23 protein-coding genes are annotated in these 26372 nt (G+C 46.6%); 10 read left to right on the top strand and 13 right to left on the bottom strand.

Features of this window, described 5'->3' with window-relative positions; all coding sequences use genetic code 11:
- Positions 1-19: 19 nt before the first annotated feature.
- Positions 20-4243, bottom strand: a complete 4224-nt coding sequence (locus OEY58_06615; protein MDH5325117.1) for an amino acid adenylation domain-containing protein — start codon at positions 4241-4243, stop codon at positions 20-22.
- Positions 4240-9786, bottom strand: a complete 5547-nt coding sequence (locus OEY58_06610) for an SDR family NAD(P)-dependent oxidoreductase (GenBank protein ID MDH5325116.1) — start codon at positions 9784-9786, stop codon at positions 4240-4242. The genes OEY58_06615 and OEY58_06610 overlap by 4 nt, the downstream gene beginning before the upstream one ends.
- 266 nt (positions 9787-10052) lie before the next feature.
- On the opposite strand from OEY58_06610, the gene OEY58_06605 reads away from it, so the two are divergent.
- Positions 10053-11057, top strand: coding sequence for a serine acetyltransferase (locus OEY58_06605; GenBank protein ID MDH5325115.1), 1005 nt, complete (start codon positions 10053-10055; stop codon positions 11055-11057).
- A gap of 1 nt (position 11058) precedes the next feature.
- Here OEY58_06605 and OEY58_06600 read toward each other — a convergent pair whose 3' ends face one another.
- The 5 genes from OEY58_06600 to OEY58_06580 form a co-directional block, all read right to left on the bottom strand.
- Positions 11059-11781 (bottom strand): DNA-binding response regulator, encoded by a 723-nt coding sequence (locus OEY58_06600; protein ID MDH5325114.1) that lies wholly within the window; start codon positions 11779-11781, stop codon positions 11059-11061.
- A gap of 96 nt (positions 11782-11877) precedes the next feature.
- Positions 11878-12732, bottom strand: a complete 855-nt coding sequence (locus OEY58_06595; GenBank protein ID MDH5325113.1) for a 4'-phosphopantetheinyl transferase superfamily protein — start codon at positions 12730-12732, stop codon at positions 11878-11880.
- Positions 12733-12881: 149 nt separating this feature from the next.
- Positions 12882-13253, bottom strand: a complete 372-nt coding sequence (locus tag OEY58_06590; protein ID MDH5325112.1) for a hypothetical protein — start codon at positions 13251-13253, stop codon at positions 12882-12884.
- Positions 13254-13432: 179 nt separating this feature from the next.
- Positions 13433-14323, bottom strand: coding sequence for an inositol monophosphatase (locus tag OEY58_06585; protein ID MDH5325111.1), 891 nt, complete (start codon positions 14321-14323; stop codon positions 13433-13435).
- Positions 14314-15342 (bottom strand): phosphotransferase, encoded by a 1029-nt coding sequence (locus OEY58_06580; protein MDH5325110.1) that lies wholly within the window; start codon positions 15340-15342, stop codon positions 14314-14316. Before OEY58_06580 ends, OEY58_06585 begins: the two co-directional genes overlap by 10 nt.
- A 94-nt stretch (positions 15343-15436) precedes the next feature.
- Between OEY58_06580 and OEY58_06575 the strand changes: the two genes are divergently transcribed.
- The 3 genes from OEY58_06575 to OEY58_06565 all read left to right on the top strand — a co-directional run bounded on the left by OEY58_06575 (position 15437) and on the right by OEY58_06565 (position 17000).
- A complete protein-coding gene (locus OEY58_06575) occupies positions 15437-15814 on the top strand; it encodes a hypothetical protein (protein MDH5325109.1) in 378 nt (125 codons plus the stop codon).
- Between the two features lie 22 nt (positions 15815-15836).
- Positions 15837-16334 carry an acetyltransferase gene (locus tag OEY58_06570; protein MDH5325108.1) on the top strand — a complete coding sequence of 166 codons (498 nt, stop codon included), beginning with the start codon at positions 15837-15839 and terminating at the stop codon, positions 16332-16334.
- 234 nt (positions 16335-16568) lie between these two features.
- Positions 16569-17000, top strand: a complete 432-nt coding sequence (locus OEY58_06565; protein MDH5325107.1) for a hypothetical protein — start codon at positions 16569-16571, stop codon at positions 16998-17000.
- A gap of 27 nt (positions 17001-17027) precedes the next feature.
- Here the strand turns inward: OEY58_06565 and OEY58_06560 are convergent, their stop codons facing one another.
- The 4 genes from OEY58_06560 to OEY58_06545 all read right to left on the bottom strand — a co-directional run bounded on the left by OEY58_06560 (position 17028) and on the right by OEY58_06545 (position 20390).
- On the bottom strand, positions 17028-18065 hold the full coding sequence (locus tag OEY58_06560) for an aldo/keto reductase (protein ID MDH5325106.1): 1038 nt from the start codon (positions 18063-18065) through the stop codon (positions 17028-17030).
- Positions 18066-18195: 130 nt separating this feature from the next.
- On the bottom strand, positions 18196-18792 hold the full coding sequence (msrA, locus tag OEY58_06555) for a peptide-methionine (S)-S-oxide reductase MsrA (GenBank protein ID MDH5325105.1): 597 nt from the start codon (positions 18790-18792) through the stop codon (positions 18196-18198).
- A 192-nt stretch (positions 18793-18984) separates the two neighbouring features.
- Complete coding sequence (locus tag OEY58_06550; protein MDH5325104.1) at positions 18985-19767, bottom strand: hypothetical protein; 783 nt, start codon at positions 19765-19767, stop codon at positions 18985-18987.
- A gap of 29 nt (positions 19768-19796) precedes the next feature.
- A complete protein-coding gene (locus OEY58_06545) occupies positions 19797-20390 on the bottom strand; it encodes a hypothetical protein (protein MDH5325103.1) in 594 nt (197 codons plus the stop codon).
- Positions 20391-20522: 132 nt separating this feature from the next.
- Between OEY58_06545 and OEY58_06540 the strand changes: the two genes are divergently transcribed.
- Both OEY58_06540 and OEY58_06535 read left to right on the top strand, forming a co-directional pair.
- Positions 20523-21557 (top strand): hypothetical protein, encoded by a 1035-nt coding sequence (locus OEY58_06540; GenBank protein MDH5325102.1) that lies wholly within the window; start codon positions 20523-20525, stop codon positions 21555-21557.
- 11 nt (positions 21558-21568) lie between these two features.
- Positions 21569-21997: a sel1 repeat family protein gene (locus OEY58_06535; GenBank protein MDH5325101.1), complete on the top strand. Its 429-nt coding sequence runs from the start codon at positions 21569-21571 to the stop codon at positions 21995-21997.
- A 5-nt stretch (positions 21998-22002) separates the two neighbouring features.
- On the opposite strand, the gene OEY58_06530 is transcribed toward OEY58_06535, so the two are convergent.
- Positions 22003-23061 (bottom strand): hypothetical protein, encoded by a 1059-nt coding sequence (locus tag OEY58_06530; protein ID MDH5325100.1) that lies wholly within the window; start codon positions 23059-23061, stop codon positions 22003-22005.
- Between the two features lie 112 nt (positions 23062-23173).
- Positions 23174-23371 carry a hypothetical protein gene (locus OEY58_06525; protein ID MDH5325099.1) on the bottom strand — a complete coding sequence of 66 codons (198 nt, stop codon included), beginning with the start codon at positions 23369-23371 and terminating at the stop codon, positions 23174-23176.
- Positions 23372-23652: 281 nt separating this feature from the next.
- On the opposite strand from OEY58_06525, the gene OEY58_06520 reads away from it, so the two are divergent.
- From OEY58_06520 to OEY58_06505, 4 genes are all read left to right on the top strand, one after another.
- Positions 23653-24249, top strand: coding sequence for a 2OG-Fe(II) oxygenase (locus OEY58_06520; protein MDH5325098.1), 597 nt, complete (start codon positions 23653-23655; stop codon positions 24247-24249).
- Between the two features lie 50 nt (positions 24250-24299).
- Positions 24300-24974, top strand: a complete 675-nt coding sequence (locus OEY58_06515; protein MDH5325097.1) for a Fe2+-dependent dioxygenase — start codon at positions 24300-24302, stop codon at positions 24972-24974.
- Between the two features lie 366 nt (positions 24975-25340).
- The gene (locus OEY58_06510) at positions 25341-25904 is read left to right on the top strand and encodes a hypothetical protein (GenBank protein MDH5325096.1); all 564 of its coding nucleotides are present in this window, start codon (positions 25341-25343) and stop codon (positions 25902-25904) included.
- An 84-nt stretch (positions 25905-25988) separates the two neighbouring features.
- On the top strand, positions 25989-26264 hold the full coding sequence (locus OEY58_06505) for a hypothetical protein (protein MDH5325095.1): 276 nt from the start codon (positions 25989-25991) through the stop codon (positions 26262-26264).
- The last annotated feature ends 108 nt before the right edge of the window (positions 26265-26372 follow it).

The raw sequence follows: 26372 nt of genomic DNA, 5'->3' as shown, positions 1-26372 counted from the left end.
AATACTTTCCCGCCCTGTATCACATTGCACTTCCCAAGTTTTCTTCCAGTGGCACAGGTTTTTCCAGGGATTGCAGCCAGCGTTCCACCACCGTCAATACCGAATGCGTATTTCTTTGAGACAGGATAGTGTAGTGCGTGGCCTCTACAGAGGCACCTTCAATGCGGCCGCCGGATAGATTACTCCACCCCCAGGTCACATCATCAGCACACGGATGGTGAGCAAACTCTTTTACGCATCCCTGCGCCGCACGCAATACCAACATACTGCAGTTAACCGGCGTGGCGCTATAATTGCGACTACCATTTACAATACCTTTGAATACGCCATAGATCCTTCTTAGTTGAACCGGGTCGGATGCCAATTCGATATTCTGTTGCTGCATTATCTTGAACGCGCTCTGCAACAGCTGTTCTTCTGTCTCACATCCCAACTCCACTTTGTCATAGGCCTGGTAAAATGCAGACGCCAAGTCCAGATCAGTGAGAAACCACTCGACCATACATTTGTCAGATACAGGATCATGATTTAAGGGTGCAGGGCTGTCTATAACGGCAATACCCTCCACCTCCCTGCCTAAAGCAAGCAGTTGTACAGCCATTTCGTAGGCAATCAAGCCACCTGACGACCACCCGCCTAATAGCACCGGCCCTGTTTCTTGGATTCTCACCAGTTGCTCTACATAGATACGCGCCATTGCACGGATGTCGGATAAAGGTTGATTCACTCCATCCATGCCCGGCGCCTGAAATGCGTATACAGGGCGTGACAGACCGCCACCAAGTTGCCTATAACACAAGACCTGACCTCCGGCGGGATGCACCAGAAACATGGGATTGCCTTCTCCGGTCAAATCGATAGGAACAACAATGCGGGACTGTTGTTGCTGTCCGGCATTCTCAATTAAACACGCCAATTCGCGTATGGTGCGTGCCTGCCAGATGTCGCCAAGCGACAGGGAAACACCTGTGTTTTCTCTTATCTGACCGACGATTTGGATGGCTTCGAAGGACTGGCCTCCCAAAGCAAAGAAGTCCTCAGTGACACCTGACACTCTACCCGGCAATACACGTTGCCAAATTTTCAGCAAAGTAGTTTCCATTGCCGTTGCAGGTACTTCCTGCTCCAGTGATGGGTTCGAACGAATGTTCGAGTCTGTTTGGATACCGGCTACCAGTGCTTTGCGATCCACCTTGCCGTTGCTGCTGAGCGGCCATTGCTCGATGGTCTGTATTGAAGACGGTATCATGTACTGGGGTAGCTTGGCCTGTATATGGCGTTTCAGTTCGGGTTCGGAAAACTCTTTACCCGGTTCCAGTTGTACAAACGCACATAGTCTGTCTGACGATCCCGTCTGCTTGTCCACGACTACAACTGCACCGGACACGCAGGTATGATTGCTTAATACCGTTTCAATTTCTCCAAGCTCAATTCTATACCCTTGTATTTTTACCTGGTTGTCGTTTCTACCCAGGAATTCTATCAGCGCCCCGGGTACATAGCGCCCCATATCACCGGTGCGATACAAACGTTCTCCGTTGAGAGGATGATTAACAAAGGCCGCTTGAGTTTTTTCTTCATCATTACAATACCCTCTTGCCAATCCTTTTCCTGCTATATATAGCTCTCCCGGCGTCCATTCCGGGGCCGGACGCCCCCACTGATCCAGCACATACCAACTTTGATTCTTCATTGGGTAGCCGTAAGGAATACTGCTCCACTGTGAATCAACCTCGTCTATTTCATACAAAATGGACCAAATCGATGCTTCAGTCGCGCCTCCCAAACTGACCACTTTAGCGCCTGGTGCAATCGTCTTAAGTCGTTGCGGTAAATCAAGAGGAATCCAGTCGCCGCTCAACAAAACCAAACGAAGGTGAGGTAATTTCACATTGCGATATTCAGCCGCATCCGCAAGTAAAGTCGCCAGCGCCGGAGCGGAATTCCATATCGTGACATGATGTTGCAACATAAGGTCAAGCCAATGAGACGGATTCAACGTATTGCTCTCATCCGGGTAAACCAACGTTGCTCCGGCAGCAACAGTTCCGAACAAATCGTAAACTGACAAGTCAAATCCAAAGGATGACACGCCAAAAACGGTATCGGCGGAATTGACACTAAAGCGTGTATTTATGTCCTCTATGGTATTGATAGCGCCGTTATGCTCGATCATAACTCCCTTCGGTCGACCCGTGGAGCCGGAGGTGTAAATCACATAGGCCAAATCGAACGACGAGGTATGAGCAGGTGCCTGACAGATGCCGGTTTCTGTCGTTTCTATATTTATAGACTCAACACCGGGTGGTAACTGCAGGTCCTTATAACGGTCTTGTACCAAAACCACACGAGCTTTGGAATTTTCCAATATGGTATCGCGACGATCCTGCGGTAAAGCAGGATCGACAGGCACATAAGCCCCACCCGCCATCAGTGTGCCATACACCGCTGCCAGCAATTGCGGCCCCCTGTCACATATCACCGCCACAACATCTTGTGTTTTGATACCGTGTTTGGCCAATACGGCAGCCAGGTTCGTGCTGTGTTGCAGTAATTCTGCGTATGTCAAACAACCTTGAGGAGACTGTACGATTTTCTTCTTAGGGTAGGTTTGGCATACTGCCGGCAAAAATTGCTCCAGTCGTTCCAGGCCGGCACAAACTTTGGCCGCATCACGATTACGTTTTTCACGAACGCTTTGCTGCCTCAGCGGCAACAACTCAAAATGGGATGTTGTCCACAACTCCGGATTTTCTGCCAGTTGGTGAATCAAATTCAAATAGGCGGCCGACATATCATCAATCATACCGGGCGGAAAATATTCTTCTAATAAGTCCCAGACGTAATAGTAGGATCCGTCCTTTAATTCCCAAAATTGATGATCCAACATCACTTGACAGGTTTCCAAGCAGCTGAAATCGGAGCGCTCAAAACCCTTCATGAATAAACCACTGCCGATGACAAATGGGATCGGTGCTTGACCAAATCCGCCTTTGTTCTGATTCAACGCTTGCATCACCTGCATACCACCCCAATGCAAATGCTGCCCGTCTTTCATAACTTGTTGTTGGATATTCAATGCCCGAGCAGCAAAATTGTCCCCTTGGCTCAAATCTATCTCCAGGGGATAAAGCGAAGCAAAGTTGCCCAAAACTTCCCATATATCCGGATGCATATTCAAACGTCGTGTCACCATATTGCTGATGACGAAGTGAGATTGATTACTCCAGGCTGCTATCACTTCGGCATAGGCACCGCTAATGGCACCGGTGGGCGTTAGACCGTTGCGCCTGGCGCTCTCTTTAAATTGCGCCCATCTCTGAGCATCCATAAAAAATTCGCGTCTATGCAATTCGGACCGACGCCGCCGATCAACATTACCGAGTACCGGTAAGGCAGGTGGCCCTGGCAAGGTGGGCAAACGGCTTTCCCAATAGGCTTTGTCTTTTTGCCCTGTTTCGGATAACGCCATTTTTTCCAGATGTAATAGAGCATCTCGAATACTTATGCGCAATGGTGGTTTCTCTATATCCGGATCACTATAATATTGATCCACCTCCTGCAGAAGTTTTGTGGTACCACCACCGTCCGAGAAAAAGTTATTGTGGTTGTAATGAATCCTGGCTTTGCTGCGACCGGCTTCATTCCATACACTAATACGCAAATCCAACCACGGCCATTGCTTCAATGGCAGCTCAGCGCGCATCATTTCCTTTCGGGTCTGCACCAAAGCCCGGTTCACTTCCGCAGCGGTGAAGTTGGATAAATCATTTACTCGACAGGGCATGGGCTGGGGATCTTTCACTAGTTGCAGATTCCCATCGTCTCGAACGATCACGATCTCCTTACTGTGCCGTGCCAGAGCTTTGTGCCAGGCAGCCCGATAACGGTTCACATCCAGATTATCGATGTTTTTTTCAATATAGTAGTGAGGCCTGACATGAAACTCCATAAAAGGATCTTCAGCCATGAAAAAGCCGCGTTGCAGATCCGACATTGCGAACGGCTCAAACAGATTTTCCGAATCGGCACTACAGGTCTCCTGCGCCACCGATTGCGGTTCATCGCTTTCTTTCAACCAATTCAGCAAATCGGTTTTGTGTGTTACCAAAGCCTGTTTCAGATCCTGACTCAGTGCACCCTTTGGTGCCTCTACTTTCAGAGAGTCTCCGTCATAACTTAAAGCGACACCCGATTGCTGACACCGTTGCAGTACGCTCATTAGACTTATAGCCATATTCATAGAACGAATACCTCCGCTTCTTCCTTTTCATCATTGTTAACGGATGCAGTTCGGCTGATGCGCTGCAGCAGAAGTTTTTGATTGATTAACTCAACCACTTCACTGATCCTTCCTCCACCGATTAGCAGCTCAGCGGGAATTTCCACACCCAACCAGGCTCTGACCCGGTTGCGCAAATCCACAGTAGTCAGTGAGTCTATCCCCAAGGAAGTTAATCGAACTTCCAATAGTTGCGGGATGTCTCCAAATTCGCTACGCACATCCACCCGCATCACATCACCGATGATCCTGGAAATACCATAGAGTACCTCCACAGAAAGTTCGTCATTGGATAAATGTGCCAGCGATTCCACATCCGGCAAATCGAGCAGAGCCTGTTCTGCGGACTCGGCCTCTGAAACAGATAATGCTATTTGAGCTGACAACCCAGGTTCGTTCACCCCCATCTGTTGCAATACATTCGCTGTCGCTTTCACTACCGCTATTTGTTGTGTCTGACCCAGCAAACAACGACGAATGGCTTCCATGCCCTCTGCAGTACTCAAAGGATAAACACCCTGCGAAGCAAAACGTTCGTGATAGAACTTATCAGCCGCCACACCGATTTCGCCCCAAAAGCCCCAGTTAATGGTTCGCACCGAAGCACCCGTTTGTTGTTCCAGTGCCTGACTAAATGCATCCATATACGCGTTTGCAGCAATATAGTTTGCCTGACCGGACGAGGCCAAAAGAGACATGGCGGAAGAGAAAAACAGTATAAAGTCCAAAGGCTGGTCCTTTAGAGCCAAGGCAAGGTTTTCACTACCCAGAACCTTAGGCAACAAAACTTTATCCAACATATCTTCCGTCATATTAACAATACTTTTATCCTGTACGACGGCAGCGGAATGGACAGCACCGGTGATCGGACCGAAACGTTCACTGATTTGTGAAACAGCCGCCTGTAAACTGGACAAGTTGGTTATATCGCCCTGTAGATAGTGAATCTCTCCTCTCTTTTTTCTATTCTGGTCGTTGATACCAAGTAACACTTGTTCCATCTCAACATTCATTGGCGATCGGCCCAACAGGATTACCCTGGCAGAGACATCACTGACAATGGTTTTGGCTAATTCCAAGCCAATCCCACCCGCCCCGGCAATTACATAGACCCCCTCATCCTTGTAGGGACTGGGATTGAGGCCCGTTTTCGTTAAACTGTTGGAGTTGACATCAGTCTTCGCAAGCACCAACTCCCGCGCATAAAACTCGCCATTTCTGATTGCCAGCCCCAAGGGAAATCCCGGGTAAGTCCGGCGCACAGACTCTCTTACTACTTTCGCCGTGCCATTTTTCGCCGCGGTAATATCGATATCCAGATTCGTTGCCTGCCAAGACCCGATTTCGTTACACACAGAACGAATCAATCCCCATTGAGCCGAGACCAAAGGATTGCCCGTTTCACCTTGCAACACCGCACAACTGTTGGCGCTGAGCATGTGAAGTTTCATAGATTGGTCACTGCGGGTATTTGCCAGCTCTTTGAGCAAGTGGAATAGGGGTTTCAACTCCCTGTCGATTAGCGCTTTTCCTGTGCGTTTTACCACTATGTCATTTGAGTCAACATCAACCTGTGGACTGCTTAAGTAAAACAAGTTTTGAGACTGTGGAATCCGGGTCAGTAAATCAACAATCGCGGTGGAACTGCTGCTATCCACTTCCCAGTGATTCCTTGATATTTTCTTATTGTTGTTTGCCAGCCTAACCAAAACACCGAACGTATCGTCGCCTTCCAGAAAGTCCATTAACGGTTCTGCTTGCGGTGTATAGAAACAGACGGAGTCTGCCAATACGTTGGATTCTGATTGCAGCGGTGTCGGAATTGCACGCCATTTCGGTGTAAAGCAACTGTTAAGCAGCAGATCCTTAGAAGAGGAAATGGCTTGTTTTTCCACCCACATCACTTTCAATCCACCGGCCTGAGCGATAATTCGTCCTTTCATATCCCGAAGAGTGATATCGGCGTGATAGGAATTGTGATCACCCCTTGAGTTCTCACGCAGTTGCAATTGCGCCTGCACCCGGTCGGGACAATCGCTGAACACTTGCAAAGCCTCCATTTCCACCGGTAAAGGAATTTTACCCGGGTGGTCTTCCAAATTGACCAATGCCGCCAACATTTGAAACGCACCATCCAAAATCACTGGATGCAAATTCAATTTCCGGGGTCCCAGGGCGGACACACCATCCGGGATGCTTAATTCTGCTGTAGCCAAACGATTGCCCACGCTTAGTGATTTCAAAGACCGGAAATCATTACCGTATTGCAGGCCGATTTCCCGTAATTTTTGGTAATAGCTCTCCAGATCTTGAATCTCGCTGAATTTCTGACTTTCTTTCACTGCGGAGAAATTAATCTCATTCGTATGCGCAAGGGTAGCCGACGCAAACTCGGTCCAGCTGGGCTCATCCTTAACCTTGGAATATATATGAATATGATAAAGCGCATCGGTATCGGATTGCTCCACAATGATCTGTGAACGCAAACTGTTGCCATCAAAGATCATGGGTTTGTGAAATTTTATTTCCCGCAAATTGACAGATTCACCTTCCGGCACCAAACCCGACTCAGCCGCTGCAGCCAAGCACTGGCAGATGTATCCTGCAGCAGGCATTACGGATTGCCCTTCCACTTTGTGGTCCAGCAAATATGCACCCATGTCGTCAGGTAAAAGTGATTCATAAAAATATTCAGATTTTCGTGGACGAGCTAACTCTACGTGTCGCCCCAATACCGGTAGCCGCGCATCGTCTTGATTTGTGTGCGACAACCCGGCACCGGAATCCAAAATACTGTTTTTAGCGCCCAAATCGATCCAATAACGATTACCGGAGAAGGGATAAAGCGGTAACTTGATGGATTTAACACTTGGACCGTAATTCAATTTGGACAAATCCGGGGAACATTCTTCCACATAAGCAGTAGCCACTGCGCGTAAAAATGCAGCGTTCTCGTCGGTGGATTTGCCGGCGCTGGGAATACAGACGGTCTTGGAATTGTCCGGCCCCGCATTACGCAGCGTTAAGCCGGAAAGAATGGGCTGAGGCCCCACTTCTATAAAGGTATGAACACCACTTGCAAATGCACTTTTAATACCCGCGGCATACAAAACCGGTTTGCGAATATGGTCTAACCAGTAAGAAACGGTACACATGTTTTGTCCAGCCTCTTCTCCGCTGAGGTTGGAAATAATTTTAATTTTAGGATCATTAAACTGTACCGATTCCAACACAACACGAAACTCATCCAACATCGGTTCTATCAATCCGGAATGAAACGCTTGCGATACCTCCAACTGCCTGGACTCCACCCCTAGCTCCGATAATGCAACCTTCGCCTGCTGCACCTGCGCCATCGCACCGGATAAAACAATCGAATCATCCGCATTAATTGCTGCCACGTCCAGGCCCCACAAGTTTCCATCGCTGATTTTCTCTACCTGCTCTGCAGATGTCATAACCGCCAACATACCACCGTCACTGGGCAATCTGCCCATCAACTCGCCCCTTTTAGCCACCAACTTCAGCGCGTCTTCCAGTGAAATAACACCACTGACACACGCCGCCACAAATTCACCGATACTATGCCCCAGCAATACCTCCGGTTTCACACCCAAAGATGTCCATAATTGCACCATGGCATACTCATAAGTAAACAGGGCCGGTTGAGTGTATTGAGTCAGCGATAAAGAAGCGCCATCCTTGGCAAACATTCTTTCCCTGATAGACTCGTTCATTAGTTTATGCAGTATGGAATCGCACATATCCACAGCCTGGCGAAAAACCGGATAGTTTCGATAAAGCGTTTTTCCCATTTGTGGTAGTTGCGCTCCTTGCCCGGTAAATAAAAACCCCAGTTTTCCATTTCGGATTCCGCTTGCGCTTATCAAGTTTTCGTTGGACGTACCGTTTAGAAATGCACTAATTGCAGCTGCATACTCAGAATTTTTTCCGGCTAAAACAGCTATCTTTCTATCCATATGGGTACGCTTGGTGTTGGCGCTATAACACAAATCCATTGTGCTTATATTCTCCAAAGATAGTTTATTGCGGTAAGATTCAGCCAGTTTCTGCAATGAATCCGGATTTTTGGCAGACATGCAAAGCAGCCCCATCCCCTCGGACTGATTGTTATCCGACCTCCTGCCGGTTGTCTTTGACGAAATTTGCAAGGGAGATTGCTCCAATAGAACATGACCATTGACTCCACCATATCCAAATGAACTGACTCCAGCCCTCAACGGATACTGTTCACCCGAGGAATCTTTAACCGGTAGCCATTGCCTGTTTCTGTCCATCACATAAAAAGGTGTATTCTCTAAATTGATTCGACTGTTGATTTTGTCGAAGTTGGCATTAGCAGGTAGCATTTTGTTTTTCATTGCTAACAACACTTTTATAACACCGGCAATTCCGGCAGCCGGCTCCAGGTGTCCAATATTGGTTTTCACCGCACCCAAACCACAGCTTTGATTATTCGGCTTTTGCTTATATGATTTTGACAGCTGGCGAAACGCACGAGTTAGGCCATGTATTTCAATAGGGTCACCTAACGGGGTTCCGGTTCCATGGGCTTCAATATAATTTACGGTGTGCGGTTCAAAACCTGCGCTTTTAAAGGCAGCTGTAATTACTTTGGATTGGGACATAGCGTTTGGTGCCGTTATAGACTTAGCCCTTCCACCATGATTAATCGCACTACCTTTTATTACCCCGAGAATGTCATCACCGTCTTTCAAAGCAGAATTCAAAGGCTTCAGAAAAATCAATCCACAGCCCTCGCCTCTAACATAACCGTCTGCCGCATCGTCAAAGGTTTTGCATTGTCCGGTGGGTGACAACATGCCCATTTGAGCAAAAGATATGAAGTTACTGGGCGTCATAAACAAACCGATACCACCCACCAGGGCTGATTCGCATTCGTCATTTGCTATGGCATTGGCGGCTAAATGCAAGGCCACAAGGGAACCGGAACATGCTGTATCAACCGGAATGCTGGGTCCGTGAAAATTGAAATAGTAGGAAAGACGATTAGCCAATATCGAATTAAACACTCCGGTGGCGCGATGCCCCTCTAAAACCGAACAGTGTCGGTTTTGAAGCTCTTGATAGTCAAACCCGCCCACACCCAAAAATACACCCACGTTTTTACCGGCCAACTCCTTTGGCAAATACCCTGCATCTTCTATACACTGCCAAGTCAGCTCCATTAACAATCGCTGTTGTGGATCCATCCACACCGCTTCCCTGGGAGAGACTCCAAAGAACTGCGCATCAAAGCGGTCTATCTCTGGAAGAAAGCCACCCCACTTACTGTTGGTTTTGTTTTCTTCTTTGTTTGGGTCGCCAAAATATTTCTTCCAGTCCCAACGATCAGCCGGAACCTCATCGATTGAACAAACACCGTTAGAAAGATTATCCCAATATTGTTCATAATTGTCCGCGCCCGGAAACCGGCAAGACATTCCTATCACAGCTACATCCACTCGCTTTCCAGTATTCATACCTTTTCTTCCTTGCTTATTAAAAAGTGGCAATCTTTATGTTCACGCAATCTTACTTGCGCACCATTACCTCGTGATTACAATCCGTAATAAATTGAAACAATTTGTTACATCAATTAAGCTTTGTTACGCATATTCAAAGAAAGCTTTCACTTTTTCGTACACTAATGACACTAATCAAGAACAAAAGGTTTATGTAACCTTAAACCAATAATGTGCCACTAACATAAAGTGACTCATATAACTCATACACAGGGAACGTAACAGTGAAACTCCACACCACCATAGATGAACTGGAACCGCTTAAGGATTTATTTGAAACGACAAAAAGCTGTGATGCAGTCACAGAGCAATTGGTACTGCGTATAAAAGAAAGCAAAATGAGGAATATGCACCTTTCCGGTGCGAAGAATCTATCAGAGGAAGTGGAAACTTTAATTTTCTTAGTAAGAGACAGCTTTTTCCCCGGCCTATATACGCAACATGGCAACCAGATTGATTTGGGTCTGCTCGTCAAAAGCAATATGATCGCGATACAACAATGCCTGGCCAGATCCATCGGTACGGCTTCATCGTTACAAGTAAACACACCAAAACGCGAACAGCAACATCTGTCAATGGATAAATGTAGCGCTAATAGCTCGTTTTTACATGACGCTAATATTTCCAGCCAGTGCAAGGCAAGCAGAGACAAATTCATGAGTCGATTGCCGGCAATTCATGAAATGCTACAAGGCGACATACAGGCCGCCTATGCCGGAGACCCCTCCTCCACTTCGTATGAAGAAATTGTTTTAACTTACCCCGGTATTTTAGCTGTACTGGTATATAGGCTGGCTCACGAACTGTATCTCCTTGAAGTCCCCCTACTCCCTAGAATGATGACAGAATGGGCCCACTCGCGAACCGGCATAGACATTCATCCAGGCGCACAAATCGGGAAAAACTTTTTTATTGACCACGGAACAGGCGTTGTTATTGGAGAAACCGCGATCATCGGCGACAATGTTAAGCTATACCAAGGTGTCACCTTGGGCGCCCTCTCCTTTCCCAAAGACGAGCGAGGAAACATTATACGCGGAGAAAAACGTCATCCTACGGTAGAAGACAACGTTACTATATATGCGAATGCAACAGTACTGGGTGGATCCACCACAGTACAAAGCCACTGCGTTGTTGGCAGCTCTGCATTTGTGTACCAATCAATACCAGCGGGGTGTGCCGTCAAAGTGGACAAGTCCAATCAAAAAATCCAGACGCCGGCAGCTTGATTTACAAATAACACAGGTTCATCTCTCTGAATTCAGTAGGAGACATACCTGTGCTATCTTTAAATATTCGATTGAACAGCGAAATGTTTTTGTAGCCTACTTGGTAACTGATTTTTTTTACCGATAAGTCCGTAGACAGCAAAAGCTGTTTGGCTGCTTCAATACGTTTGTTCTTAATGTATTCTCTAATTGAAACTCCGGTTTCCTTTTTAAAATATTTGTAAAGAGAACTTTCTGACATATTGCAACTCGCCGCCAACTTATCCATCCGCAGATCCTTACGATATTCCGTAACTATTGTGTTTATCGCTTTACCTATTTTTTCTGCTGCTGTGAAGTTCACAGTTTTGACTTCTGGACTGGTGTTTTTCATATGCTGTTCTACAAAACTCACCAACCTCCTGACCTCACCCGGAAGTACCAAATAGTCCAACACACCCAATCGGAATGCCATTACCGTTTTCTTGACAGATTCATGATAGGACACTACCAGAACGGTTGCATTGGGCGACCGGCTCATTACAGACAATTTAAGCTTCAACTCATTCAAATCAATTTCCGGACTATCTTGAAACACATAGAGAACAGGCTCATCGGCAGCCCCCACTTCCTCACCATAGGGTAGATTTTCCATACAGATATTGGGAATAGATCCAAAGGTCGCAGTTAAACGAGCATAGCTTTCCTTATCAGACCAGTTCACCAGAACCAACTTGCCGGCCATCGTATTCCTCCTAGAGCTTAATAGGCCTTGAATATTCTATATCGCACAGATACAACAACATATGCTTATCTCACCATGTGAGATGCATAAAAATAGTTACAAACAAACTGCGGTATTTCTTACCTTGTGTCTCAAATCGAAACCACTGTCAGTATGTGATAAAAGTAGTTCATCTAAGTTTTTTTTCACACATACTTTGGGCTCGGTATCACAATATTCCACAGCGATACTGGAACAAAATGAATTGGAAAACTCAGCTGTATAATCGATATTATGGGGAAGCAAACAAACCGCGGAATCGGATTCGTGGGGTCGAGTGACCGAAGGGATATATAACCATGGAAAAACACAGGGAAACAGAAACCAATGACGATCTTGATACTGGACAACTCTAGGTGAAAGCAATTCTTGAGACAAATCCAAAGCGTCAAGCCCTTGAGCGATCCCGCTACCAGTGGCTTTTAAAACCGCCTCTTTCTGTACCCATAAATTGAAAAATATTTTACCGACGTTTAACCTTGCATTCTGCAGCAATTCATTTTCCTGCTCGCAGAAAAACTCCTTAGCTAAACCTATCATATCCACCCGGTGTCTAACCGACTCCAAGTCAATTCCGAGTCTTCTACCGTAACACAATGCAATGGCGGCCCACCCTGACGAATGCGTCACGCTAAACTGCAACTTGCTCCCGGGAAGATAGGGCTTACCATACCGTGTGTACTGTAATACTATTGATTTTGGATTTTGATCTAAATGACTTGCCAGTATAAGCTTCAATATTGCGCGCACGATGACAAATTGAATTTTATCTTTAACAAACCGATAGGAGTCCGCTCTGAGTGATTCTATGTTGTTTAACAGTCGGGAGAAAAGCGAATAATACTTTTCGTACTCCCGCAATGGGAATACATACACCAAGATCTCATTTTCCCTATGAGTCACCGTTTCCATTTTAGCAATCTAGGACCGTTATTAAAGGCTAGATTCTATAGCAACCTCATTGCAAATAAGTTACTTGTATCTATTTAAGAATTTACATCAAACTTTTTATTACTTTTCTTCTATGCATATTATACGCCTTAATTAGGAATAGCCCATAATTAGTGAAAGAATTTCACCGGAACCTGCCGACTGTAAGATTCATCGAAAATCAGTTCGACGGACACACTGGCATCCTCGGTTTGGATTTTTACCTGTTTCAACTCGGGGATACGCACGGCCAGGTAAGTGCAAAGCGCAGTCGCCATGGTTTCATTGTTCGCCAATATGGCACCGGCCAGATTTCCTGCAACGAACTGGGCTCTTTGCCCTGTATCCGGCTGCACAATAGATTCTCCGTCCAGGTCAATACCTTGATCCATTTTTTGATCCATTTTGTCCAGATAAACCGCCTGGTGATCGGGCAACTCACGGTCCCGGTGATATTCCAGTTGCGCGACGCCGTTTAACAAAACAGCCATAATAGTGCTCATAGGTCTCTCTTAATTAAGTTGGATTATGCAATTTTATAGTAAACAGGCGGTCGACAACAACACAAAGCTTGTTACAAAGCAGAATAACTGCTTTTACTTAAGACAATCGGCTGACTTCTACAACGGTGGACTAAAAGGTCGGTATAAAGAATTAGCCGAGCAAGCATGTATTTAAACAATCAAGACCCTTTGTATAGGGTCAACAAGTCTCGAACAGGCTTCAATAACCGTGAATCCATAACATAGATGACACCGCGGTGATTCATAAAAGTAGAATCCTTACGATTTAAATCCAGTCTTTCGCCATAAAAATCACAAGCCGAAAAACCCAATTGTTGAAAAATAGCAGCCGTCGCGGCAAAGTCCCACAAACTACCGCCACCGGCTTGTGGCTTGGGAAACTTGAAATACACCGCCGGGGGTTGTTCCAACACGGCACAGGCATTAAGTACCGCACCGTTGCGCTCCATCGTTGTCAAACCGGCATAACCCAGCCCTCTAACCACCCCATCCAGCTCTCGTGTAACTTCAGTGAATTTTTCATTACTCATAAAGCCGCGATCACAGATCAGTGTTAATACACTGTGTGAATCTACTGCATGAACAAGCCAATCCTTTCCCTGTCGCTGAACTTTTTGACCCTTAACCGCCGAATACAAAACTTGAGTCACCGGGTCGTACACCACCCCGATGAGAGCCTCACCTTCGCGTGACACCAAAGCGATGGAAACTGCATAGCCCGGTTGGGATTCAATAAAGGACAAAGTACCGTCCATCGGGTCTACACACCAAAAATAGTCTTTATGAAAGCGGTTTTTGTCATCCTCGCTTTCTTCTGTTAACAAAGCCAAATCATAACACGCACAGGTAGGCTGCAATTCTTTAACAATAATCGCTTCACTGCGCAAGTCTACTTCGGTCAACACCTGGGAGGCGATGGTATTACCTCCTGCCTTGTGTTGCACTTGTAAATCGCGATGGGGATAAGCGGCAATCATTTGCCCGGCCTTAGTGGCTGCCTCAATGGCACAAGTGCTTAGGATTTCTAAATCCGCAGGGCTCAGCTGCATCGGCCGGTTCCATTGACTTGTTGTAGAACCTGCCGCGCCAGCCGTTCACTGTAGTCGTTGATTTTCCAATGCCCCGGACTCCAGCCTTTTAGAAACCGATGAAAATCGGTCCAAGCAAAGGCATACAACTCACGCCATTCCGCTTCCAGTGCCGTAAAATCTAATACCGAGTTACGCCGAGACAAGGCTTGTTGCAATTCCGAGAAATAGAATTGTAGTAGCTGGAATTCGTTACGTTCACAATCCTCCTCCTGCAGACAACTTCCGATAAAGTAGGCTACGTCTTTCATGCCACAACCACCACCCACATATTGAAAATCCACCGCAGCCACGCCATAGCCTTTTTTAGGAAAACAAAAGTTGGCCAGCTTGGCATCGCCGTGGACCACGGTTTGAAATCGTGCGGCATTTAAGCGCGCATCAATCGCAGCGGCCGCCTGTTTTAAGGCGATATCCGACAAAGCTGCCAACTCATCAGGGCGAGTTTGTAAATGCCAATAAGTCCCCACCGGCCAAAGACCCTCGGGAGGGTGATTCGTACTGACAACAATATCCATAAAGGTGGCATGAAAGTTTGCCAGCCAGGACAAACAGGATTGTATATCCTGTTGGTTCGCCGAGCTCTTTCGCACCGGATACCCGCTTGCATCCAAATCTTCCAACACCATAAGAAACTCTTCCCCATGTTCTTCTGCATCAACCACGGGCTCCAAAGCAAAACTGTTAGGGACACGGCAAGAGCCATCGCACCGCCCGGCCCAGTCGCGGTACCAAGCTGACTCCACGTGATAAGAGCGTATTTTTCTTTGGTGCGACAAATCCGTATCCCAACCACGAGGATGATGGCGTCGATCAGGTAAGCGAACGTGCTTCACGACGACGCTGCGGCTTTCACCACCGCTCAAAGCGTAGCGCATGATTTTACCGTAGCCGCTCCACAAGGATTGAATATCTTCTACATGCTTGGCATAATTCGCGCCGGTTGAGGATTTTATGATTTTTTTGATATCCAAACTCATATTTCAGTTTACCTGTATCATTCCTATCCTGGTTTCACCGCAACGCCAATGATATCATGAAGCCTAGGATAAAAACCGGCATCGGAGCATCCAGGTGAACTGGAAATCACCAAATCGGAGTGATATTGGTTTTTGCCTTTGGCTTTTCCGGATCGGCCCTTTCCAATCGGAACCACCCTGGAGCAGAGTGCGGCGGAAAAAACCGGCAGTATGGAAGGCCATCCAAACAGCCGCCAAAAGCGAAACTGTAGCGCCGATGAAACCCGAAAATGCAATCGGTATCGACACGGCGTTTAACAGCATTTTTCGTTATAATGTTTGGCATTGCTTTTTTGAAACGGGAAGATCACCACCATTCCGGTACGGCGGTCTTCCGCGCGCAGTCAACCTGGCCATTCAACTCTTTAGGTTCGCCATCGGCGTAGCTATTGTCTTTGTCATACTAGTGGCCGTGTTGTCCGCCACGAGTTAAATCTCTGCAAAAGGTGAGCAAAGTGCATATCACACTACGGGATGCCACGATTGATGACCTGAAATTGCTACAACAGTGGGATAAACAAGTTCATGTTATTGCTGCCGACCCGAATGACGACTGGCACTGGGAAACCGAACTGCAGCGATCCCCCCCGTGGCGTCAACAGTTAATTGCCCTGGCCCATGGCCGGCCTGTGGGTTTTGTGCAGATTATTGACCCGGCAAAGGAAGACAATCACTATTGGGGGGATATCGCCCCGGGGTTTCGTGCAGTAGACATTTGGCTGGGTGACATTAAGGATACCGGCAGGGGTCTGGGAAGCGTGATCATGCGGATGGTTATAAATCGTTGTTTTTCAGATGCCGCTGTATCATCCATATTAGTTGATCCGCTGAGCAGCAACACCAAGGCGCACCGTTTTTATAAAAGACTGGGGTTTGTTTTTAAGGAACAACGAAACTTTGGACAGGACCTCTGCCATGTTTACCACCTGCAAAGAACTGACCTTAAAATATAGGCCGTATAACGTGTCATGGTAATCGCCCCTACCACTATCGGGCTATTCCACTCGACAGACCATCGCCCCGGCTTTAGACTAAGTCCGATCCGGAATGAGATCCCAGAAAAATAATTTTTCAACTTTATAGATCAGAAAAAAGTGAATTTTTACAAAAAATAACACTGGGCAAAACGGCTTTTATTGGCTAATCTTCTCGACCAGGGACGCTGTGTCCATTATGAGGTCAGGCCGATGACAATCATTCAATCGCCGTCACAACGTTTTAAGTCCACCCTGTTCAAGTCTTTTTTAGCAGCGCTGATCATAGCCAGCATTACAGCCATCGCAGTAAGCTTGCACGACTCAATAACATCACTATTAAGCCTAAAATACGCCGTGGTCTTTGCGGGGATATTTATATTAGCCACAATTGCGTTTTTGCTGGTCTCCAGAAAATCCCTCACCCTGGACATCAATGAGGAGGCCATTGTGCTGTCCTACGAGGACAAAGCGATCAAATTGAATTGGAACGATTCCATCCGTATTTCCATGCCAACGGTACTGCGCCCGCGCTGGACCATCCGTGGACCGGGAGGGTCTGTTTCCCTATCGTTATTCGATTTTACCATACAACAAATCCGTGACATTTCCCGCTCCATTACGCGTTATAGAGCCACACATTAAGCGTTTTGTTAACCGTCACCCCTGCCCCTAAAAAGGCATGGGGTGCTTGCGTTGCAGTTCTTGTATGGATGTATAAATATCTTCCGACAACGGTAACTCCATTGCCGCAATGTTACACCGTAATTGCTCCATGGTCGTGGCCCCCACTAATACGGAACTGACGAAGGGCCTGCTGAGTACAAAGGCAATGGCCATTTGACACACATTCCAGTCGCGCTGCTTGGCCAAGGCTATATAGTCAACGATGGCGGCATCGGTTTGGGCTTGTACGCGGTGTTCCACCCGGGTTTCAATGCTCAACCGCGCGCCTTCCGGCCGGGCACCATCAAGATATTTACCGCTGATCATGCCCCGACATAAGGGCGACCATGCCAGTAGGCCGCAAGCTTCATTAACACTGATTTCACTCAAATCGGGCTCAAAATGTCGACACAACAAGGAATATTCGTTTTGAATACTAACCGCCCTGGGCAAATCGTGTTGCTGCGCTAACTGTAACCATTGAGTTAAACCCCAGGCGGTTTCATTGGACAAACCGAAGTGGCGGATCTTCCCTACATCCACCAAACCTTGCATGGTTTGCAGCACTTCCAGGAAATTATCCCGTTCCTGCTGCACATCGAATCCAGGCGCATAACCCCAAGTCTTACCGAAGTGATAAGAACCGCGATTGGGCCAATGCAGTTGGTACAAATCGATATAATCGGTTTGCAGCCGTTTCAAGCTGTCTTCCACCGCTTGCACCACACTTTGACGATTAATCCCCTCGCCGTTGCGGATCCAATTCAAACCGGGCCCGGTGATCTTGGTGGCTAAGATGACTTGATCCCGGTTTTGTCGTGCCGCAAACCAACGCCCGATAATGGTTTCCGTTGTTCCATAGGTCTCGGGGCTTGGGGGAATGGCATACATCTCCGCCGTGTCAAAAAAATTTACGCCCTGATTCAGCGCATAGTCCATTTGCTCAAAACCGTCGGCCTGGGAATTTTGCAAACCCCAGGTCATGGTGCCTAAGCCAATGGCGCTGATTTTCAAATCGGTACGACCCAGTGTGCGATATTCCATGGTGGCTACTCGATTGGCTGATTGTATAAGGTATAACATTTGACGTCGCAATTGCCAATATGGATATCACGCAGTCGTTCATCACACAATCCCAACTGGTAATCGTTGGTGTGGCCATAAACAAAGAAACTTAATGGGTCGTCTTATCGCCCCATATCTGTTTCAAGCGCTTATCCCTACCGCAGCTATAACGGTAATAGTTATAGCGGACCGGGTTATTTTTGTAGTAGTTCTGATGATAGTTCTCTTTGCCTTTGATGGGATAGAAAATGGCAGCGTCTAAAACGGGGGTGACAACTTTCTGATTGGGAAATTGTGCAACGACTTTTCGTCGAGATTTTTCCGCCAATTGGCGTTCCTTATCGTTGGCTACAAATATCGCGCTCAAATAGGCATGACCTTTATCGCAAAACTGCCCCTTGTCATCGAATGGATCTATTTGTACCCAGAAATAATCCAGCAATTGTTGATAGCTGATTCTTGCAGGGTCGTAAGTAACTTCAATGGCTTCGTAGTGTCCGCTGTGATCACCGTTGTAGGTCGGATTTTTCAGGGTACCGCCGGTAAAACCGGAAACCACATCGATAACACCCTTGTCCATGAGTTTTTCGAAGTCCGACTCCATGCACCAAAAACAGCCTCCGGCAAATACGGCCTTGGCCGCCAGGGCCTGGGATGAAAGGCAAAAAGCCCCAATCAGGATTAAGAGAATTTGTACCGGTTTCATGCTACACCTCGTGATTACGTATTGCCTATTTAGTCGATCCTAGCGGTGATTTGTTACAAAACAATCCCGAATCGGGACCAAATTATAACCGAGATTGGGTAAGCGTGATAAATCAATTGTTTATGGTGGTTAGGCAGTTCACGCGCGCTACACCCTACAAACGCGGACAGCGACGAACCGTTTGTTTAGATTTTACAGACTGGTAAAACGACTGCGTTTGCGGATGGCTAGGAAAACCCCTGCCAGACTGGCACTCAGCATAACCACACTCATAACGGCGTGGGTTAACAAGATGGCGTTGAACTTCGCCGGTTCCTTGAGGGCTTCCAAGGTGGCGTCATTGTAAGTGACTTTGCCGCTGAGAAAATCTTCCACGGTCAGGAGAAAAAACTCAAAAAACAACCCTCCCAAACCGACACAACACAATAGTGCCCCCATCAAGCCATAGCGGGGAAACCACTTCATCAGCAGCCAGGAAATCAACAGTAACCCAAACGAGATTAACAGTACTGCAATATCGTATTGTTGCCAGGAATGCAGAAGGGGTAAATAATTTTGTAACTCAGGCGTATACAGTGTGTAGTGGGAAGCCAGACCGTGAAAGTGCGGTAGCATGTCCCAACCGAAAAGCCTTAAAAGTATATCAGCCAGTTCCAATAGCGGCGCTGCAATGAGCAGATAGAGTGTGGCCATGTAACAACGATTTTTAGCCGTCTTATACCAATGTTCATTTGGCCGAGTGTCATAATGATCCACGATGGTCAACAAAAAAGCCAGAGATAGGGACAAGGAAGAAAAAACGATGAGCAATGTGGGGATGCCTGATAACAGCATACCACCCCGCTTACCCGGCATATAGGTCACACCGATCACAGTTTGCAGTAGGGCGTAAACCAACAACACCAGGGCGGCTACAGCCAACCACACTCGGACTTTTAAAGGTACGCTATTGGGTATGTACTTCTTGGTTGACATTGCAGAGGTAAACCGCAGAACAAAGGCTTTTAACCCCGGAAGCGCAAGCCTAAAACATCCTCGGCCACACGCATGATTTTCTCAATGATAGGTGGAGCTTCAATATCAATCACCTGTTCCACCACCCATTTACTGTCAGTTTGTTCCAAATGTTCAGAGACATTCAGAGCCAAATAACGAGTGAATTCGTAGCTGGGGCCCTCATCGGTAAAATCACACTCGGCATACTGGGACAGACGCTGATTCATAAAATCCACCATTGATGATTGGTACTCCCCCGGCCCCAGTAATTCCGCCTGATTCTCCACCATGGTTTCGATTAAATTGCCGGCCACTGCATTGATAAACGGGCCACGCTCATCCTCGCTGACCTTGGTGTAAATCATGCGATCCACAATATGCAGCTGATAAACCATGAACTCATTAATACTGCCGATGGCCTGCTCATCATCACGGAACCGAAATCCTTCCTTCTCCATGTGGGCGAAGGCCTCTTTGGCCAGTTTCCAGATATTCATGGCAATAACACTGGATAGATCCTTAAGCTGCTTGGGCTTGTTGGAACCCGCCTTATTGCGTTCGGAGCGTTTACTGCGATGCCATTTGGTTTTCAGACGAACCATGAGGATTACCTTAATAAATCTTTTACAATTGACCGCAATGTCCCCAAAAACTTTGTCATTGCAGTTAAGCGGCATAAGTATACACTTTGAAATAGGGCGGCACACCCTGAAATAAATGAGTCGTGGCTATAAATGATGAATTTAAGTGAACTCACAGCAGTAATCCAAAGGAATTGTCACATTTCCGACGCACAATATGCGGGAAATTACAGCCTGTGCATTTTTTTGCTGAAAATGCGCGAATATTTTCGCTGGGAACAACAAACACCCTTAACCCGGGAATTACACAAACCCGCCGTCAGCGAGTGGCTACAACAACGAGAACAATTATGGGACTCCCTGGAGCAAGAACCCTATCAAAATCTACGCTTAGGCAAACAACACTATGACCCCTTTGACAGCGATCCAATTAACGCGGTGTTAAACCCACAGGGTTATGTCTACAGCAGTGGTTATGGCGTTTTTGGAAAACCGCATTTTTTTCTGGGAAAACTAAAACGCAAGATGATACAAAACGGATTGACGGTGTATATCTCTTCTGAGGAGTACGCTCGTGACCTGGTAGCACCTCCCGCTATGTCATTGAATAATCAAGTATTTATTCGACAAGAATCATTGAGACGGTTTATCTGGCAGAAAATCGAAGAATGGCAATGGAAAAAAGACAGTAATCACCCCATGGCGAAGGCCATAGCATTCATTGATGCACCGGATATGGAACAAGTATTGGATCGCCTCTGCGAAAATGAATCAGAGAACGTCTTATTACACGAAGTCGGCGAAACGGAAGTGGGGCAAATGGTGGGACAGGCATGGAAAGACATGCTGCAGCAGATCCCCCATTCCGGGGCGGAGTTGCAGATTCGTGCGGTCAGGGATCACCTGGCGGACTGTATCAGTACCCTGCCCTCTCTGGTAAACTCCGGCAACGAATTGTCATTACATTTTTATTTTGCCAATTTCACCGGCATGCGTAAGCAACTTTTTCCCGGCGCCCTGCAAGCCTACCGCAGTTGGCTGCAATCGGGTGATACACAAGCATTGGACAGATGCGTACAACAAGGCCGCCGGCACTGGGAACAAACTGTTCACGGCTTACTGGCTGCTTTTAAAACCCATGGTAGCAACATAACTCAGCGAACCGATGAATTAATTCAAGCGATATAGGTAAAGTTTTTATGAGTGAAGAATTGGAATTAGCCAGTGGCATCGCCGCATTTGAAGATCAGGACTTTACCAAAGCACTGCGTCTACTCTCACCGCTGGCGGAACAAGGCAATGCCGAAGCCCAGTATCGTTTGGGCATGATGTTTCAAAACGGTCTGGGTCGGGTAAAAAACCCCGAATATGCCATAAAGTGGATGCAGGCCGCAGCGGACCAAGGCCACCTGTTTGCCCAACACGGTATGGGGATCATGTATATGTTCGGCGAATGCGTGGAAAAAAACGAATCCACAGCCGTAGAATGGTTCCGTAAAGCGGCAGAACAGGGTTTGCCCGGATCGCAAATGACTTTAGGCATGATGTACGAAGAAGGCAAAGGCGTGGAAAAAGATCCGGAAGAAGCGCAACGCTGGTACCAACTGGCGCAGGAGAATCAGGCATAGCCCCTCTAAAAAGTGGTACCGAATTCTACGCCGAAATAGCTGTTGTATTCATTGGTATTCTCTAAAACGCCGCTGTCATCCGCAATATCCACATACAGCAAACCCCCACTGAAACCCAGGTGCGCATCTCCAAGGGAAGTGGTGACATTAAAGCGCAGTAGGCTCATAGCGCCTAAGTCCACCGTAAAGGAATGGCCGCCCAAAAACTCCAGTGAAAATGCCGTACCGTAACCGGAACGAATACTGCCAAAATGGATGACCGGCCCTACCAACCAGTAAGCCCCTCCAAAATGTAAATCCGTATTTGGTGTTTCTTTGGTAAAGGCATACCCACCTAACTCCGCGCTCAAACCTAGATGGGTTTTTTCGTTGAAGGTACCTGTATTAAAATGAACACCACCCATACCGCCATAAAAACCATCTCCCGATACCGAAGCACCTATGGCACCACTACCCAGCCACAAACCGCAATCAAAACTACCGGAAATAGCTTGGACCAGGAATTTAACGGTATACACCACCAATGCAGCCACCAAAATAATACCAACGATGGCAATGACGATCAGCGCCCCATCTCCCCTGCCGCCGTTGATATGTCCAAAGTGGATATCAGCGCCGCCGCCAACATGGACATTGGACGGTCGAGGCTCATAGCAATTCGAACTGCCTCGTGACAGCCGGGGTTCCGTCTCTCCATAGTCGCGATCATTGACCGCCACTTGTAATGGCTGAGAAACAACATATTCGGGAAAACTGTGACGCTGTTTCAGCTCTTCGTATTGCGCGCGGGTGACCACTTGAAATCGCGCTCCCGGATAGCGCTGCTGTAGCATCTGAACCCCATCGAGACCGATGATAGTCGGTGGAGTGTTGATATTGAGCAGTGTCGATACGGATTCACCGGACTCGTAAGCTAAAACAGGATGCACACTTACCATGAGGATCACAATCAATAATAACCCACGCAGGGTAACTGCAACGCCTAGGTTGAACACGGCCCGGAGGTGAAAATGTCTATAAAAACTGTTGAGCATTTCAGCGTAACCGAAAGTGGTTTGACTCATTAACGGTAGAAACCGGGGTGTTCTTTAGAGGGCTCGCTGGAACGGATCCCGGTATACATAAAAAAACAGGCGGTAAAAACCGCCTGTTTTTGAATAAAGTGTTTGAGAGAGCTTATTTATTTGCCCACTCAGAAAAGTTACTGGTATTTTGCTCTTCGCCATCCGCGTATCCTGCTTCGTAGGCGTCGTTCAAACGTTGCTCTTCCCGTTTGGGGTTTTTTAAAAAACCACTAGCCCAACCAACAACATATTCACGCGAAACGTTAGCTTTTTCCATTTTATCTATAGTTTCGTAGTAAACTTCATTCATAACCGATAAACTCCCATAGGTTTAATAACTAACCAAGCACTTACAATTCAAAGTTCGTATTCGCTTTTCGCCGCCTGCTATAAGCTTTGTTTTTATGGCTCAAATATCAGAAAATTAGACAATGCTTATAGTACCGTATCGGACTTATATTTCAATGCTTAATCGCTATTATTGCAAATAAATTAATTTTTTCTTTCGGAACAGAAGCTTAATTACAAAAATTTTTCAATGTACGCGATTAAAAAACAGACAATTTATTTTCAAAACAACGAGTTAAGACTATGAAAACCCAGGTCGCCCCCTACCAACTTCAAGAAATCAAACCCTCCAGTTTTATATTTGAGATTAAAAACGCACTGACGCCGGAGATTTGCGAGGAAATCATCCGTCGTTTTGAAGCCAATACGGAACAGCAATATCAAGGACGTATTGGTCAACAAGCTGAACAAGATCAATCAGTTAAAAGCACTACTGACCTGGCTTGCAGCGGTCACGAAAACTGGAAGGACGTGGACACCATTTTGTTTCGCTCCTTAGCCTTGGCCATGTCCTTATTCAAGGAGCAGTTCCCCTTCTTCAACGGGCCGTTTAAGGACATTGGCTACAATATTCAGCGTTACCAGGCAGGACAGTACTACCACTGGCACATCGATAGTGGCAGCCATGAATTTGCCCAACGCCAACTGGTGGCGATCTGGTACCTTAATGATGTGCCGGGACCCGGAGGAGAAACGGAGTTTCTTAGCCAAAATATAAAAGTTTCTCCGGAACAGGGTAAACTGGTTTTATTCCCGCCCTTTTGGACACATGAACACCGCGCCTGCACTGTGAACAAAGGGGTCAAGTACATTGCCACCACCTGGGTAAACTTCGCCTAACTCATTGTTAATATTGCCTTATATTAAAACCCTTCGATGGAGCTAAATCTATGTTGTTGACCATAGCCGATGTATTGGACCCGGCCAAGCTGGAAAATATTCGCGCGACTTTGTTGAATTGCCGTTTTGTAGACGGAAAAATTAGCGCCGGTTCTGCAGCGGAGAAAGTAAAAAACAACGAAGAAATGGTCCAGGGCACTAAACAAGCCGACTACCTGGACCACTTGCTGATGGGAAGTTTGGCAGAAAATGCCTTGTTCCGTAGTGCGGCCTTGCCGTTTCGAGTCGCCCAGCCGGTTTTTGCTCAATATGGACCGGGTATGCAATACGGTAATCATGTGGATGACCCTATTATGGGCAGTGGTGCAGTGAAGTTTCGTACCGACGTATCCATTACTGTTTTCCTCAATGATCCGAATGAATACGAAGGTGGTGAGCTTGTCATCAACAGCACCTTTGGCGAACAGAAAATCAAATGCCCGGCAGGTCACGCAGTTTTGTATCCTTCTACCAGCCTCCATCGGGTTGCAGAAGTAACCAAAGGCCAACGTCTGGTTGCGGTTGTCTGGCTGCAAAGCATGGTGCGCGACCCAGCTCGGCGAGAACTGCTGTTCGAGTTGGATCAGGCGCGTAATGTGTTGCTGGCCGAGCACCCTCAGACCCCTGAAACCGAGCAAGTGGATCGCTCCTATGTTAATTTGTTACGCATGTGGGCGGAAGTTTGAGCAGTTATATACTAAATATTTATATACAAACCACTTCCTAATAACCACCATTGCTATCCAAAAATATATTTTTCTTCCCGCCGCTCAAATACTTGAATCCCACCCGCGTGAAATAGTAAAGTTTAGACAGTATCTATAATAGAAAAAGTAGAACTTATCCTAAAGTTAAGATTTTCCATAGAGACAAGTCTGTTACCAGGCCGAGAAAGTCGACAACGAATGAAGCGGGTAGGTTTTTAGCACTTATCTTGGGGGCAAGGAAGATAACAAAGGATTGCAGGTTAAATACAGGGAACGTAACAAAAGGGAAGAAACAACAGCTAAGTAAGTGATTTTTCTTTTTGCATTTTAAGAGGAAAAACATTGATGAGCACATTCCCACTGCGGCTGGCTGCCGCCGTTCTGTGTACGTTTATTCTGAGTGCCTGCAGCACAACCATATTCCGATTGGAAAAAGCCGCCGCCGCTCCCATGGAAAAAGTAGCGACCATAGTGGTTTCTAAGGTTGCACTGCGCTATGTGGACAATCGCATATTCGATTTGTGTACCTTTGATGAAGGTCTATGTGGAGTACAGGTGTTACCTGGAGAACACAAACTACAATACAATGTGTATACCACAGAGTATGCCAGAGACCGCGGCCGCAGCCCCAATAGAAACAGCCTGCATAACCGCATCAGTCGTTTGAAATTTGAACATTCCGTACAACTCCAGGAAGGGATGGTGTATGAACTGAGCTTTAATGAAGAGGTTGTAAAAAGTTTCAAAGAAAACGTCAGTAAAAATAACTATCCCATAGAGATGGTGAGAGGCGAAATTGGAAAATATATTACATTCAAGGCGTACGAGAATAAAGACTTGGAAAAAATGGTAAGCAAGATCAAAAAATCCAAAATCATACGCACCTCTGAGTACCGACCGGACATTTAAAAAAAATATAGACCAAACTCAGTGCATCACTATGGACATTTTTTCTATGCACCTGTGCAAATGTAAGGAGACACCGGATTACTTGTGAAGAAATTTAGAATCAGCCTGCTTTATCTCCTCGGCCTCTGCATACTGCTTCCAGGCTCTTGGGTCACCGCAAACAATGTAGTCACAGCATTTTGGCATGGGCGAGTGTCCATGCTCGATTTTGACACCCCAACAAAAAGCATCCTTGCAGGCGAAACACCGTTCCTGTTTTGGATCACTGTCAGCTTGTACAGTCTGTTTGCCGCAGGACTGCTCTGGTTTTGGTTTTGCTATTTTCGCTCCATCATTGATCACGCCAGGAACAAACACTAACTATCACTATCATTAAGGTCTTTGCAGTAATTCTACGTATATCTACTGAAAATAATACATGATAAGTATTACTAATCTGTAAAAACGTTAAAACCCACCCTTTTCAAC

It is taken from the genome of Gammaproteobacteria bacterium (assembly GCA_029882975.1).
Lineage (GTDB): Bacteria > Pseudomonadota > Gammaproteobacteria > SZUA-152 > SZUA-152 > JAJDNG01.
The sequence above is the reverse complement of the archived record's forward strand: the minus strand, read 5'-3'. Positions and strand labels throughout refer to the sequence as shown.